Consider the following 14,626-nt stretch of genomic DNA (forward strand, 5'->3'; position numbering starts at 1 on the left):
TGGTCTACATTGTTCTGTCTATTCGCCTTCGGGTGAACCCCAGTAACCCGCTCCCAGTCACCGCTCCCAAGTCGTCATCCGATTCATGACCGCCCCCGAAACACTCCGCTTCGAAAACCACCGTTTGATTCTGATCGACCAAACCAAGCTGCCGGGGGAATTGACCGAGCTGGTTTGCACCACCGTCGCACAGACGCATGACGCGATCCGGCGATTGGTCGTTCGCGGCGCCCCGGCGATCGGCATCGCGGCGGCCTATGGCGTTTGCCTGGCCGTTCCGTCCGATGAAACCGATACCCCCGATCGATCTCGGTACATCGACGCGATCGAATCCTTGGCGACCAGCCGCCCCACGGCGGTCAATCTGTTCTGGGCGCTGGACCGCATGCGCCAGATCGTCGATTCCACGCCGGAGAGGGAATTGAAGGCCGCGTTGGTCGCCGAGGCCACGCGGATTCACGAGGAAGACCGCCAGATGTGCCACGCGATCGGACGCAACGGCGCCCCCTTGCTGGCCGACGTCGAAACCGTGCTGACGCATTGCAATGCAGGCGGCTTGGCCACATCGACCTGGGGGACCGCGCTCGCGCCGATCTATCACTTGCACCAAACCGGGGACGCCCCGAAAGTCTTCGCCGACGAAACTCGCCCGTTGTTGCAAGGCGGACGCTTGACCGCTTGGGAGCTCTCGCAAGCCGGTGTCGATGTCACCGTGATCACCGATTCGATGTCGGGATCATTGATGCGTCAGGGAAAAATCCAAGCCGTGATCGTCGGGGCCGACCGGATCACCGCCCGCGGCGACGTGGCCAACAAGATCGGAACCTATCCTGTCGCGGTGTTGGCCAAGCATCACGGGTTGCCGTTCTACGTCGCTGCCCCGACCAACACGTTCGATTTGGAACTCGATTGCGGCGACGACATCCCGATCGAACAACGCGGCCGCGAAGAAATCGCCGCGCCGCACGGCGTCCGCATCGTTCCCGACGCCGTCGGCGTGCTCAATCCCGCCTTCGACGTCACCCCGGCCGAATTGGTCACCGCCATCATCACCCAGCGCGGCGTGATCACCCGACCGACGCGTGATGCCGTCGCCGATCACTTCGCCAACGCGTAGCGGAAGCCGCCAAGGCTTCCGGTCCTGCTTCGTCAATCCGTAGCGGAAGCCGCCAAGGCTTTCGGCTCGCCAACAGCACAATGCGTAGCGGAAGCCGCCAAGGCTTTCGGCTCGCCAACAGCACGACTGCGATTAGGGCGATCGAAACTCTCCGCGAGTTCCGCTACGCCAGATTGGTCAATCCAACCGGCATGTGCCGTTTACTCCGGCACGGTCACGGTTTCGCCGCCGGCGCGGGTGGACAGGTTTCGCCACAGTTCCAGGTTGATCGAATCGGTGATGAAGCGAACCGAACCGTCCATCATCGTGACGTTCACGCCGCCTTGGTGATAGCTGCGAGAGGTGACGGCGGCTTGGGTCAACGCCGTCGTGTTCTTGCCTTCGCGGATGTTTGTAAAGTCGACATCGAATTCGCGACCGCTGTCGGTGCAGAGCACCTTACGGTTGGGGGAAAATGTTGTCGTGAACCCCGATTGGTGGACGCGTCCATCGACCCATTCGGTGTGCCCGGTGTCGGTTTTCAAACTGCCACCCATGGCACAAATGTCAGCCGGTTCGGTCGGAATGTCAATTTTCCCGGCGATCTCCACGTCACGGTAGTAGGGTGTCCGAGCCTTGACTTCGCCGAAGCCCAGGGTGTTGCTCAATCCGTCCAACACGTCTCGAAACCGCGACGGGCGGCCGGTGGCAAACGCTCCGGGGCCGGTTTCGTTCGTGTTGGGGTTGAACACAAACCAGGGGCCGGCGTTGTATCCGTAGCTGAGCGGGTAGTGATAGGGGTTGCCGTCGTCGTCGGTGCGTTCAAAGTCGTTGACATCGCTGGGACACAGATAAACCGGCACGCGGAAGCTGGAAACCTTGATCGATTCGCCGTCGACCGTGATTCGGGCCGCTCCATAGCCGGCACCGAAATCGATCGCCGACGCTAACGAAATGTTTTCGACATACGGCAAGATCCTGGCTTGGGTCGACCAGCCGTCACCGGTCATCGCCGGTCGGGTCCAAGCCGGGGGAAGCCGCTTGGTCGCCGATTCGTAGTTGTGAACGGCCAAGATGATCTGCTTCATGTTGTTGGTGCAACTCATCCGCCGCGCCGCCTCGCGGGCCGCTTGGACGGCCGGCAGCAACAGCCCGACCAGGATGCCGATGATGGCGATCACGACCAACAACTCCACCAGGGTGAAGGCGTTTCGTTGGGGCCGGCGGGTGACCGGCAGGAAGAAACTAGGGCGCGGGGCTGGCATGGTGGGAGATCTCCTCGGAGGACGCCCGTCCCGGCAGGGACGGTCCGGCATCGTGGTACGGCGGAAGACAAATCGACTCGAATGGTTCACTAGCTAACGCTAATGAGAATTGTTCTCGACAAAGATTCTGGAAAGCCGTGTTCTTTTTTGCAAGCGGAGTAGCGAAAAAAGATTCAGATCGGGAAAGCCATCGGACTTGACGGAAACCTCAACGCCCGTCCACCGGTTTTTCCGGTCGCCAAAACGCCCTAAGCGAGTCTTTCAACCGCCCCAAACGAACCGCGCATCGCGGGAGACCTGACGCACGAATGTCGAAATTGGAAGACTAGGCAAAATTTAAGTGCGAGAGCACGCCGAGCACCCTGGGGTCTGTCCCCGAGCACCCTGGGGTCTGTCCCCGAGGACCCTGGGGTCTGTCCCCGAGGACCCTGGGGTCTGTCCCCGAGGACCCTGGGGTCTGTCCCCGAGGACCCTGGGGTCTGTCCCCGAGCACCTGGGGTCTGTCCCCGAGCACCCTGGGGTCTGTCCCCGAGGACCCTGGGGGCTGTCCCCGAGGACCCTGGGGTCTGTCCCCGAGCACCCTGGGGTCTGTCCCCGAGCACCCTGGGGTCTGTCCCCGAGGACCTGGGGTCTGTCCCCGGGGACCCTGGGGTCTGTCCCTGGACAGTCCTGTCCCTGGACAGTCCTGAGAACGTTTTTGCCCACGGATGGTAGCGCGTCCGACGGATCCCACGCCGTGTCACATCCGTGGGGACGCCCAGCTATCCGCGGGGGGGGCGCTGACCTTCTCCTCCCTCCTCCCGGGCGAACCAAATCCGGCAGGAGCCCGAGGTCGAGGGAGTCCGGGGGCTGTCCCCAGATGACTGGGGCTGTCCCCAGATGACTGGGGCTCGACTTGAGAATGGGCAGAACCAGGCGGTCACGGCGAGCCGAGTGCCGACTCGGCGGGAACCTCCACCGAGTTCATCACGACCAGCGGTGCCAGATCGCGGTCGTAATCGCGTTTGGCCAGCGCCAGGGTGACCAGCAGTGGGATCGAAACCAGAGCGAGCCGAATGCAGCCGACAATCCACGGCCGTTGCCGTTTCAACGGCCGCAGCTCAGCGACCCAAACCAGCAGGGGCGCAACACCGATCGCCAGGGCTCGGCCGCCGGTCACGCGTCCGAAAAAGTGGCCGATGAACAAGATCCCGAACAGGCCGATCACGCCGACGCCGATCAAAACAGGCGGAACCATCAATAGCCGTCCGTTGACCGGCCCGTGTCGGCGGCGGTGGACTGCCCCAACCATGATCGTCGTTCCCAACAACGCGGCGGTGATCGGCATCGCCGCCTCACCGCCTTTGAGATAGCCCGCCATCATCACCGTTGCGGCGGCAGCTTGCAGGGACAGACAAAGACTGACGGGGGGCGAGATCCCAGGGCTGCGACGGGCCAACGTCAGCAGTCCCCCCCAACAAATTGACAGCAATGCCCAGCACAGGCCGATCGTGATCGCGGATTGCCAGGCCGTCCATTCATCGGGGGCGGTCAAGTAAACCGAACCGTGCAACAAAATGCGTGGGACCAGCAACACCAAGCTGATCCGCAACAGCCAGACGAAGCCGGTGGCCACACGCGGCAGTGCTGCGGTCCATTCGACCAACAGCACCGCCGGCAGAATGACGAGGAGCATCCGATCGAGCGCGGTCGTCGGCGGCACCGACACGTGAACCGATCCGACCCACAACCCCGCGATCAAGCCGATTCCGATCGCGATGCCGGACGCCGCGTTGATCCAGGCCGACGTCGCAGATCGCCGCGGCCAGATCAATGCCGTGGCAATCACAACGCTGGCGATCAGGGCGGCTAGGATCGCCCGGGCGTACAGGATCGGATCTGGCATCAGTTATTCGCGAACGCCCTCGCAGTCAATCATGATCAACGCCGTATCGCCGATCGGGCCAATCGCGCGCGCGTCAAAACCGTAATCGCTGCGTTTGAGCGAAAGCTCCGTGGAGAACGCGACCCGTTTGACCTTCTTGAAATCATGCTCCTTCCCGCCCATCAAGACGAGTGTGATCTGATTGGTGGTGCCATGCATGGTGAAGTCCCCCGTCACCTCGTAACCACCGTCGATCGGTTTGACGCTGGTGCTGCGAAATTCGATCGTGGGGAATTGTTTCGTGTCGAAGTAATCGGGCTGACGCAGGTGCTCATCGCGGGCCTTGTTGGCCGTGTCGATGCTGTCGGCCTTGATCGTCAGCGCGAAGGTGGACTTTGACGGATCCTGGCGATCCAGGGAGAACGTTCCCGAGACCTCGTTGAATCGGCCATGGATCCAGCTAATGTCCAAGTGCCTCGCTTTGAAACTGACCGAAGAATGCACGCCGTCATAGTCGTAGACGTCAGCCGCATGGGCCGACGGGCCACCCGCACCGCTCCAGGTGCCGACCAGGAGCCCGAGAACCAAGGTCAAAAAGTTGTGTCGCATCAGTTGTTCTTTCCAGCGCAAAAATCGAAATCGGATCGCGCGCCGCACACGCAGCCCGCGGGGGTCCCAACTGTATACCAGAACCGCCGCCCTCCCTGAGCGGGCGCGCCGTCTTTCGTTCGTCGATCCTCGGTCGGGAGCCCGGGGGCTGTCCCGGCGGGGTCTGTCCCCGCGGGGGCGAGGGGCCAAAAAAATGGCGTCAAGTTGACAGAATGTCGCATCCGGGCGGTGCAGCCGTTATAGTTATTGCAGGGGGCCTTATCTAGCAACGCTCGTTCGGCGGCGTTGTGATGACTTTTTCGACCGGCTGCATTGGCAGGGGAGGGACCGACGACTGCGGGGGGTGGGCTTCGGGATCTGAACGGGCGTGTTCAACCCAAGCGTCTATCGAGGACTTAGGACAATTCTTCAATCAGTGAGAGACTTGAGATGAATGAAGTGAAAGTGGCCCAGGATTTCATGCGTCGCCGATTGGTCACGCTCTCCCCGCACACCAAGGTGCTTGATGGCGTCGCGAGGCTGTTGCGAGACAACATCTCCGGGGCCCCGGTGGTGGACGATCAAGGCCAATACATCGGTGTGTTTAGCGAAAAGGCCTGTATGCGGGCGATGAGCGGCCCGATGGCCGCGGCACTCGAATTGGGCATCAGTGCGCCCAAGGTCCGCGAGTTCATGAAGCGCGACTTGATCACGCTGTCCCGCGACGACGATGTCTTTCAATCCATCGATCACATCCTCAGCAAGCGCATTTCGGGTGCCCCGGTTGTCGACGAGCGGGGCAACTTCCTGGGGATCTTTTCCGAAAAGACGGCCATGCGGGTGTTGGTCGCTGCGATTTACGACCAGGTGCCCGGGACCAGCGTCGGGTCCTATATGAACCTGGATCGCAACCGGATCATTGACGAAAACGACTGCTTGCACGACGTCGCGGAAAAGTTCGAACAGACGCCGTACCGACGGCTGCCCATCCTGCACGGGGAAAGACTGGCTGGCCAGGTCAGCCGCCGCGACGTCTTGCGGGCCCAGCACCGGATCGCGGTCGAGGTTGCCGATCGGATTCGCCGTGGCGGCGCCAGTGACTCGGTCAAACAGTCGGCTCGGGAGCAGCAAGTCGGCGAATTTGCCGACACCGCCGCACTGACGCTGGGCCCCAACGCGGACATCCTGCAAATCGCACAGCTGTTCCTCAATTCGCCTTACCGGCGGGTGCCGATCGTCAGCGGCGGCAGGTTAGTCGGTCAAATCAGTCGACGCGACTTGTTGGAAGCGGCCGCCGATCTGCTCCGTCCCGATCCGGAACGCCACAAGGCCAGCCCACTGTATTTGAGCCCGCTGGCCGACTCGCTGCCCCCGTCGATGCGTTAATCGCTCGCTACTCACCGTACGACGGCCCTTCCGGGCGGTCGTTCGCTGCTTGGGACGTCAATTGTATCGGTGACGAATTTGATCGTAGCGGAAGTCGCAAAGCCTTTCGTAGCACGGGCCCTCTCTGGCGTTTGCTTGCTGCGCAAACGCCGTCTCTCTCGGAGGGAGAGAATCTCAGTCGGTTGCCAAATCCTGCAGCAATTGAATCGATGTCCCTCGCAGCGACAGAAAATCGCCTGAAGGCGAAACACCAGCGTGCGTCCTGCCTTAATCGCCCGAGGCGGCGTGGCGACTGAAGGTCACGAAAATCACTCGTTCCAGTTTGTGGGCGGTCAGATTGTCTTTGGGGATAAAGTCGCTGGCGCCGGCCGCGACACAGGCCTGGGCAGTTTGTTCATCGGACAACCCGGTCAGCACCACGATCGGCACGTCGGGGTCTTCGGCATGGAAACGCTCGACCGTCGCGACGCCCGCGCTGTCGGGAAGTGTCAGGTCCAAGAAAACCAAGTCGACCTCATTCTCACGGTGCAAACTGATCCCTTCAGCCAGATCGGTCGCCTGGTGAATCATCACACTGTCGTTGGCCATCTTCAATAACTCGACCGCCAGCAACATGTCCGATTGACTGTCTTCGACGATCAACACACTGAGCTGTTTGGTCGTGACCGTCTGCCCCAACTCCGACATTGCCTGGCTCAGGTCACGCTCCAGCTCCTCGCAACTCTGGTAGCGCTGACGGCGATCATAGGCAACCATCTTCGAATAAACCTGGTGCAGATTCGGCGGCAAGCCGTCTTCGGGAATCTCTCGAAAGCGGCGTTTCGCCACCAGGTTCTTGTACTGTCGCGAGAATGTTTTGCCCCGCACTCGCGTCTTTCCCGTCAACAGATAAAACCAAGTGGCGCCCAGACTGAAAATGTCCGATCGGACGTCGGCCTTGGAAAGGCTTCGGGCTTGTTCGGGAGCCATGTAGGGCAACGTCCCGGCGATCTGTGTCTCACGCGTCAAGTGGATCGAGTGGGTTTCTTCGTTTTCCGAATTCAGACGCATCGCCGCCAGCCCCAGATCAAGCAGTTTTACCTGATCGTCGCCGTTGAGCATGATGTTGCCCGGTTTGATGTCCCGGTGCACCAGTTCACGGCAATGGGCATGAGAGAGCGCACGGACGACTTGCAGAATGTACGCTGACGCCTGCCGCCAATGAATCGGGCCGTTGTCATAAACCAACGCGTTCAGATCGGGGCCAGGCACCAATTCCATCGCGATGAACGGCATGCCGTGAATCTCGCCGACCTCATACGCGGTGACGATGTTCGGGTGCGCCACCTGCTGCACCATTTTCATTTCGCGGTGGAATCGCTCGCTGGTGTGCGCGTTGTGCAGCACTTTGATCGCCACGACGCGACCCGTTTCCGATTCGTGAGCCCGAAACACGTGTGCTTCGCCGCCGCAACCGAGTTGTTGATCGATCACAAACTGCTCGATTTGATCACCGGGCTGAAGCAACGCAATGTGGTCGAACGATTCCTCCGCGTGCCACAGCGACGTGTATTCGTTTTCGATCAACTGCAGCTGTTCGCTATCGAACGTCCCCGATGCCTCCAAGCGTTTCAAGAACAACTGAAGCTTGTCACAGTGGGTGTGCTGGGTTGCCGCCAGATGTTCGTCACTCATCCCGGACACGGGAATGATGGTCGACGTTTCTTGATGCGGGCTACACATCGCTGGCAATCATTGCGAGAATTTGAAAAGTGCGACGCCCCAATCGCGGACAAGCCTGAAACGTTAGTATATCAGTCCTCCGGTGGTGGTTGCACCCACTCTGCAATAACTGTTCCCGTTCTTTTTTTACCCCGCCGATCGCCTGTTGGCCCTGGACGACGAGCGAGTCGGAGCGAGAAAACACGTTTTTTCCCGCTCCAAGCAATTCGTAGCGGAAGCCGGCAAGGCTTTCGGCCTTCCCCCGGAACAGTCGCCGTCCTCTCCGAGGTCGGCGGGGGGAACGCTTCGCTTTCGGCGACTGTTGCGGAGCGGATGGACTCGTCGCCTCGTCCACTTCATCGCGTGGCGACGCAAAAAAGTCAAACGGAATCAACGTCCGGCCGATTCGACCGTCATCAAGCTCGGCCGATCGGTCGTGATGCTGTCCACGCCCCAGCGGTGCAGGGCTTGCATCACGGCGGCTTCATTGACGGTCCAAGTCCAAACGCCCAGCCCGCGTCGCTTGAGTTCCGCGACCAGCCCCGGCGAAAGGAGCTTGTAGTTCAAATCCACGATCGTCGCGTTGCACTGGCGGGCTTGGGATTGCAAAAAATCCGCTTGCTGCTTTGGCGTCCCGGACACCGTCTTGCCGTACAGCCACGCGCATGTCAGATCCGGTTCGAGCGCGCGGATCTCTTGCACCACCGTCTTGCTGAACGCGATCACCGCCACCTGGTCGACCATGCCAAGGGCGCGGACATCGTCGATCACCTGTCGCGAAATGCCATCCATTTTGATTTCGATGACCGGTTGGCAATTGGTTCCACGTAGCCGTTCAAGCGCCTCCTTCAAGGTCGGGACGGGCTCCCCGGCAAACCGCTTGTCCTTCCATGATCCGGCGTCCAGCTGGCGCAATTGTTCTAGACTCAGTTCGATGACGCGTCCCTTGCCATCGGTGGTGCGATCGACCGTTTTGTCGTGCATCAACACCACGCTTCCGTCGCCGCATCGATAGACGTCGAACTCGCATCCCTGGGCGCCGGCCCGGATCGCTTCGTCGATGGCGGCCAAGGTATTTTCCGGGGCGATGGCCGAATACCCACGATGGGCAACGATCTCGCACGCACCACTCGGCGGCGGCGTCACGTTGTTGCTGTCCTCGGGAAGCAAGCGCACCGAGACGTCATCGAAACTGGCGACGCACCCGCTGGCGCCAAGCCCGACACAGCCCTGCGTGCGGTCGACACAGTAATGGCTTTGGAGCACCTTTTGGCCGTCCAAGTACGCTTCGACCAAGCTGTCTCGGACCGTCACCCGCAATCGTCGCGGTTGGTTGATCCGGCACGGTGAAGTTGCTGCGGCCACCTGGCGGACACTCCACTGATCGGCCGCCGTTCGAACGGCAAACTCCACCCCATTTTTACGCGTCGCGTCAAACCGGATCGGCACCTGTGACCAAGGCGTTTGGCCGTCTCTGGATGCACGCACCAACAAGGAAAGCCAACGCGACGATTCGCGGACTTCCAAGAACGTCACCTCGGCTTCGATCTGGTAATTCCGCCACGACGGATCGCCGAACGTCAGGTAGCTGTCCGAGTCCAGCGAACGGACCACCAGTTTTCCGTTGGCCGGTTTCCAGTCACCGGCCACCACCGACCATCCCGGCGGTAAGCCGCCGCCTGTGTCAAACGATTCGATTTCGGAGGGTGTGTTTTGGCCGGTCAAGGGTGTCACCAGCGCGATCAGGAGATTCAGCAGGATGAAAAGCCGCAAAGGCATCGGGAGGGGACTCTTTGGTGAGAGAGGAACGCGGGAATTTTTTTGCCGCCGGAGTGCTTGATATTCGGGTAGTGGACGAGGCGACGAGTCCATTCGGATGGCCAGCGGCGAGGACTCCTCGCCTCGTCCACTCCTAGTTGCCCAAATGTTTGGGCGAGACGGAATACTAGGCCGTGGGAGGCGGCGGGGTGACCCATTTGAGCCAAAAGTCGCCGAGGGATCGCATCGCCCGCACGAACGCATTCAGATCGACCGGCTTGGTGATGTAGCAATTGACGTTTTCGCCATAGGCTTTCAGCACATCCTGCTCATCGTCAGAGGTCGTCAGCATGATCACCGGTAGAAACTGCAACGCGTCATCGGCGCGGATTTCCTGGAGGACTTCGTGGCCATTTTTACGCGGCATGTTCAAGTCCAACAAGACGACGTCGGGCCGTGGGGCGTTGGCATATTGTCCCGAACGCCGCAGGTACGCCAGAGCTTCGACGCCATCTTCCACATGGTGTAACGATTCGGTCACACAACCTTCACGAAGTGCTTCGATCGTCAACATCGCGTCACTGGGACTGTCCTCGACCAACAACACTTCGATCTTGCGTTTCTGGTCGATAGGACTCTCGAATTCGGATTCGGACATGAACTATGCCGGTGGAAGGGTGAAATAGAACGTGCTGCCGACGCCGGGTTGAGAATCGACCCAAATCCGGCCGGAATGGCGTTCGACAATCCGTTTGGCGATGGCGAGTCCCAGGCCGGTCCCAGGATAGTGGCTCCGCGCGTGAAGCCGCTGGAAAATGACGAAAATTCGCTCTTGATACTCGCGTTCAAGCCCGATGCCGTTGTCGGAAATGGAAAACAGCCAGTGGTCGCTTTCGCGCTCGTCCTGTTCCCGAACGGCTTCAATTTGAATCTCCGGTGTCTTGTCACCGCAAAACTTGATCGCGTTGCCGATCAGATTCTGAAACAGCTGGACCAATTGGTCGCGATCGCCGTTGACGGTCGGCAAGTCGCCCGATTGGATCACCGCGTTATGCTCGTCGATCGCAACGGCCAGATTCTTCATCGCGTCATCGACGACGCCGTTGACGTCGGTCGCGACCATCTCCCGGCCGCGCGATTCCACCCGCGAGTAATCAAGCAGGTTGTTGATCAGTTCCTGCATCCGTTTGGCGCCGTCGACCGCGTGGTGCAAAAACATTTTGACTCGGTCGTCGGCTTGGTCGGCCAGGGCCATTTCCAGCAGCTGGCAATGTCCGGCGACGGCGCGCAGCGGTTCCTGCAGGTCGTGCGAGGCGACGTAGGCGAATTGTTGCAGGTCGGTGTTGCTGCGTTCCAGCGCCTCCTTGGCCTTGGCCAGTGCCTCGGCCTGTCGCTCACGCTCGAATTCTTGCAGCTTGATTTCGGTGATGTCGCGGGCGACGCCGAACACGCCCATGATCTGGCCGTCTTCGTCGTAGAGCGGCATCTTGGTGACCAGCACCCAGCGCGGCTGGCCGCCCTCGCGGATCGGCATTTCCTCCTTGTTGACGATCGGTTCCCCCGTTTCCAAGATCCTTTGTTCGTCGGTGGCGGTTTGGGCATGCAGGTCCCCCGACCAGATCTGATCGTCCGTCTTGCCGATCAGTTCTTCGGCGCTGTTGAACCCGGCGTCCTTGGCCATCGACTCGTTGGCGCGAATGATGCGTCCTTGTCGGTCCTTGAAGAACACGGCGTCGGGGATGGTGTTGACCAGTGAATTGATCAGGTGTTGTTCACGCCGCAGTTTCGCGTTGGCCTGTTCCAGCTGGTCCGCGTTCTCCTTGAACGCCTGGACCCGCGCCTGGTCGGCCGCGCGGCGTCGCAACGCCTTGGCCGTGCGGGCGTCCGTCTTGACCACAAACCAGAGCGCCACGCCGTAGGCCATCAGCCGCAAGAAGTGCCAGCCCCACCAGGGCAAATCCCAGAGCCTGGATTCCCGAAACATGATCGCCGCGGCGCCGAACAACCCACAATGCAGACAAAACAACAGGTCGTCTGAATTGCCGGTGGCCCGATAGGTCAACACCATCCGCGCCGTTGCGGAAAACATCAGCAGGCCGCCGAAGATGTTCATCTGCAACGCCAGCGGTGTGAACCGCCCGCCTTCGGTCATCGCGGGAACCCGGTCGCCCAACAGGATCGACCCCAGCCCCAGGATCAGTGAGACGACCAGGACGATCCAGGGCCAGGCGCGGACACGGTGTTGCCAGTGCGGTGGCAGCCACACCATCGCGAACAGCAATCCGCCGACCAACGTCGCCAACGAGTGCAGCCAGACAAAGGTTTCATCGGGAGGAACCATCCCATGCATGCCGTCCAGGATGCCCATGCCGACCAATGCCGATGCGATCCAGATGTTGTAGCTGGTGCCTGCATTCAGCCGTTCCAGTGACAATAGCATCCAGGCCACGCCCATCGCCACGATCGCCCCGGCCATCTCCACGGTCGAATGGAATGGCGTTTGCGCCCACCGCAACTCCGCGAACCACCACCGTGCCGCAAACAGCGAAAACATGTGCACGGCCAGGCTGGCGATCAAGATGATCCACAGCGTCCCGACCAGTTCGGCCGTCTGGGGGGCTGGATCGACCGAGCCGCTGCGGGGACCGCTCATGATGGAGGCAACCGGGGAGTGGGACGTGGACCTTATGAGTCATCCTTACACCCCCTGATTGTACCCTCTCGCCAAGTCGCCGTCGGTCCGACCTGCCCACGCGACCCAAGACCGCGCGATTCAAAACACATCCCTCTCATTCTACCATCCCTCTGACGTACGACATCCCTGCACGGGCCGCTCGCTCACCGGCCTGTTGATTTAGTCGAAATGAAACAGCTAACGATTAGCCGATGGGCGCTAGCCCCGGTTTTGCGGCGGCGAGAACCGCGGCTAGTGCCGTGCGGCTGATTAGATCAACAGGCCGTCACGCTTCCCGCTGGCATTTCTCCCCCATCGTTTTGCCCCGTATCATTCTGCCACCTCTTCCACCACTCCCATGTAAGTTCCCTGCCACTACGGAGCCAGTTGCATCACAAACCAGTCCACCATCGATTCGGTCGACCGCCGCGCGTCTTCCCCTTGAAAACCGTGGCCGGCGCCCGCCACTTCGATCAAGCGGCTGGTCACGTCGGCTTTCTCGAACGCGGCCTGGATGTTGCGACTGTGCTGGATCGGGACCAAGTCGTCTTGGTCGCCGGCGATCAACAGCGTCGGCGGATCATCGGGAGTGACATGGACCAGCGGTGACGCGGACGCCGCGTTTTCCAGGTCCAGGTCCAAGGCGGGGAAGCGGTTGTAGGCCTGCAGCCGATCCGGCGCGTCCTTGACCATGATCCGCAAATCGGTCGGCGCGACGAAAGCGACGACCGCGGCGACGCGATCGGAGACCCGGTCCAGCGGATCCTTCGCGGTCGGATCCCCTTCCTCGGACGCCGTGCCCAGCATCAACGACAAATGCCCACCGGCACTGTAGCCATACACGCCCAGCCGGTCGGCATCGATCTGGAATCGGTCCGCGTGGGCACGCACGAAACGAACGCTGCGGCGCACATCCGCGATCGCTTCGGGGATCGAGAACTTGGGGCTGCTGCCGTGGCGAACGGCAAACACCGTGAACCCCTTGTCGGTCAGCGGTTTGAAACGCTGCTGTTGTTGTTCCGGCGGCCGCCAGCTGGAATACCACCCACCGCTGACCATGAACAGGACGCCCGCCCCGTTGGCATTTTCGGTCGGAGTGAACACGTCCATCGTCAGCGCCATCCCCGACTTGTGGCCATAGACCACATCGGGCGTGATCGTGACTTCGCCGCACACCGCTGATCTGGTCAATAAGCAAACCGCCATTCCAAGCACCAACCACGACTGTCGCATCGGAGGGTCATCCCGTAAGAGTCAACAAAACACCGGCGGACTCGTACCAACCGGCCGGCTTCAATGGAACGAAGACCATTGTAATGTGCAAGCACGATCCGATGTCCGCAGCGAAGGGCCTTACAAGGCTCGAAGGGCATCCAAGGCCCGCCGCTAGCGCCGTCGGCTCATAAAGGAGGGGCTATTGGGCGTGAGCCTACGGCCCTGGTGTGGTTTCGTTGTCTAACAAGGCCCGTTCGTTCGCGGCTGATCTGATGACTGATCGGGGTTCATCAATAGGCCGGATGCGTCCCGCTGGGGTTGCTCATGGATCGTTTTGCCGCGAACCATTGGCATTGGAATCGGCGATTCTGAGAATCTTGAGGGGAGCAGTTGAGGACAACGGCTCTACACTTGTTAGTGGTCGCCGATGCTGAGGTCCAGGCCGTGGGCTTCGTAGACCAGGTCGGCCTCTCGGGCTTGGTGGTGCTTGAGCGAGGTCAACAACCAGGTGACGCGCTGGCGGATATCGGCATAGTCGATTGATTCGCCTTCGCCCTCGCAGCGCAAGTGCTCGATCGTCGCCTCGCAACGCCGAACCATCTCGTCAAATTCCTGCTGCAGCCGATCCACGCGGTGATAGTATTTACCGCCCTTGACCTTCAACTCCGCGATCAAACCGCCCGCCGACTCCCCACGCTCACTCGCCTCGCCCATCGAGGCCCGCAACAACGTCAGCGCCCGGTACACGCTGTCCCTCCAATCCGACTCACGCCCCGGCGCCGGCGCTGTCAAACAGGCCTCCGCCCGATGACTGGCCATTAAAATCCGCACCCGCTCGCTGCGTCCCTCTTCAAGCGACCTTTCTTGCAATGCCGGAAACCGATGGTTGGAAGGGCGTTTTGTCCCGTTTGATTTGGACATGGTTCGATTGGCGTGTGGAAGGGCTGGATGACGGTCCCCGAAATACAGCGACCGGGAGTCGCCTCAAGATGCGACACCAACGTTCGCTTGGAATTTGTGGCGACGACCCGGAAGGAACGTCGTACTTTGGGAGGCAACTTCTATGCCGATTCCACGCG

11 protein-coding genes are annotated in these 14,626 nt (G+C 60.9%); 2 read left to right on the plus strand and 9 right to left on the minus strand.

Annotated features, from left to right (window positions below; all coding sequences use genetic code 11):
- Positions 1-85 precede the first annotated feature (85 nt).
- Positions 86-1,117 (plus strand): S-methyl-5-thioribose-1-phosphate isomerase, encoded by a 1,032-nt coding sequence (gene mtnA / locus H1B37_RS15185; RefSeq protein WP_182867504.1) that lies wholly within the window; start codon positions 86-88, stop codon positions 1,115-1,117.
- 200 nt (positions 1,118-1,317) lie between these two features.
- Here the strand turns inward: mtnA and H1B37_RS15190 are convergent, their stop codons facing one another.
- The 3 genes from H1B37_RS15190 to H1B37_RS15200 all read right to left on the minus strand — a co-directional run bounded on the left by H1B37_RS15190 (position 1,318) and on the right by H1B37_RS15200 (position 4,834).
- Positions 1,318-2,361, minus strand: a complete 1,044-nt coding sequence (locus H1B37_RS15190; RefSeq protein WP_182867505.1) for a DUF1559 domain-containing protein — start codon at positions 2,359-2,361, stop codon at positions 1,318-1,320.
- A 919-nt stretch (positions 2,362-3,280) separates the two neighbouring features.
- Positions 3,281-4,246 (minus strand): hypothetical protein, encoded by a 966-nt coding sequence (locus H1B37_RS15195; protein WP_182867506.1) that lies wholly within the window; start codon positions 4,244-4,246, stop codon positions 3,281-3,283.
- Between the two features lie 3 nt (positions 4,247-4,249).
- Positions 4,250-4,834, minus strand: coding sequence for a YceI family protein (locus H1B37_RS15200; RefSeq protein ID WP_182867507.1), 585 nt, complete (start codon positions 4,832-4,834; stop codon positions 4,250-4,252).
- 429 nt (positions 4,835-5,263) lie between these two features.
- Between H1B37_RS15200 and H1B37_RS15205 the strand changes: the two genes are divergently transcribed.
- Positions 5,264-6,199, plus strand: a complete 936-nt coding sequence (locus H1B37_RS15205; RefSeq protein WP_182867508.1) for a CBS domain-containing protein — start codon at positions 5,264-5,266, stop codon at positions 6,197-6,199.
- 267 nt (positions 6,200-6,466) lie between these two features.
- Here H1B37_RS15205 and H1B37_RS15210 read toward each other — a convergent pair whose 3' ends face one another.
- The 6 genes from H1B37_RS15210 to H1B37_RS15235 all read right to left on the minus strand — a co-directional run bounded on the left by H1B37_RS15210 (position 6,467) and on the right by H1B37_RS15235 (position 14,468).
- The gene (locus H1B37_RS15210) at positions 6,467-7,921 is read right to left on the minus strand and encodes a protein kinase domain-containing protein (RefSeq protein ID WP_182867509.1); all 1,455 of its coding nucleotides are present in this window, start codon (positions 7,919-7,921) and stop codon (positions 6,467-6,469) included.
- 369 nt (positions 7,922-8,290) lie between these two features.
- Positions 8,291-9,679, minus strand: coding sequence for a glycerophosphodiester phosphodiesterase (locus H1B37_RS15215; RefSeq protein WP_182867510.1), 1,389 nt, complete (start codon positions 9,677-9,679; stop codon positions 8,291-8,293).
- A 166-nt stretch (positions 9,680-9,845) separates the two neighbouring features.
- The gene (locus tag H1B37_RS15220; protein ID WP_182867511.1) at positions 9,846-10,316 is read right to left on the minus strand and encodes a response regulator; all 471 of its coding nucleotides are present in this window, start codon (positions 10,314-10,316) and stop codon (positions 9,846-9,848) included.
- 3 nt (positions 10,317-10,319) lie between these two features.
- On the minus strand, positions 10,320-12,311 hold the full coding sequence (locus H1B37_RS15225; protein WP_182867512.1) for an ATP-binding protein: 1,992 nt from the start codon (positions 12,309-12,311) through the stop codon (positions 10,320-10,322).
- A gap of 396 nt (positions 12,312-12,707) precedes the next feature.
- Positions 12,708-13,565, minus strand: a complete 858-nt coding sequence (locus H1B37_RS15230; RefSeq protein ID WP_182867513.1) for an alpha/beta hydrolase — start codon at positions 13,563-13,565, stop codon at positions 12,708-12,710.
- Between the two features lie 396 nt (positions 13,566-13,961).
- A complete protein-coding gene (locus H1B37_RS15235) occupies positions 13,962-14,468 on the minus strand; it encodes a hypothetical protein (RefSeq protein WP_182867514.1) in 507 nt (168 codons plus the stop codon).
- Positions 14,469-14,626 lie beyond the last annotated feature (158 nt).

Source organism: Stieleria mannarensis (assembly GCF_014154935.1).
GTDB classification, from domain to species: Bacteria; Planctomycetota; Planctomycetia; order Pirellulales; family Pirellulaceae; genus Stieleria; species Stieleria mannarensis.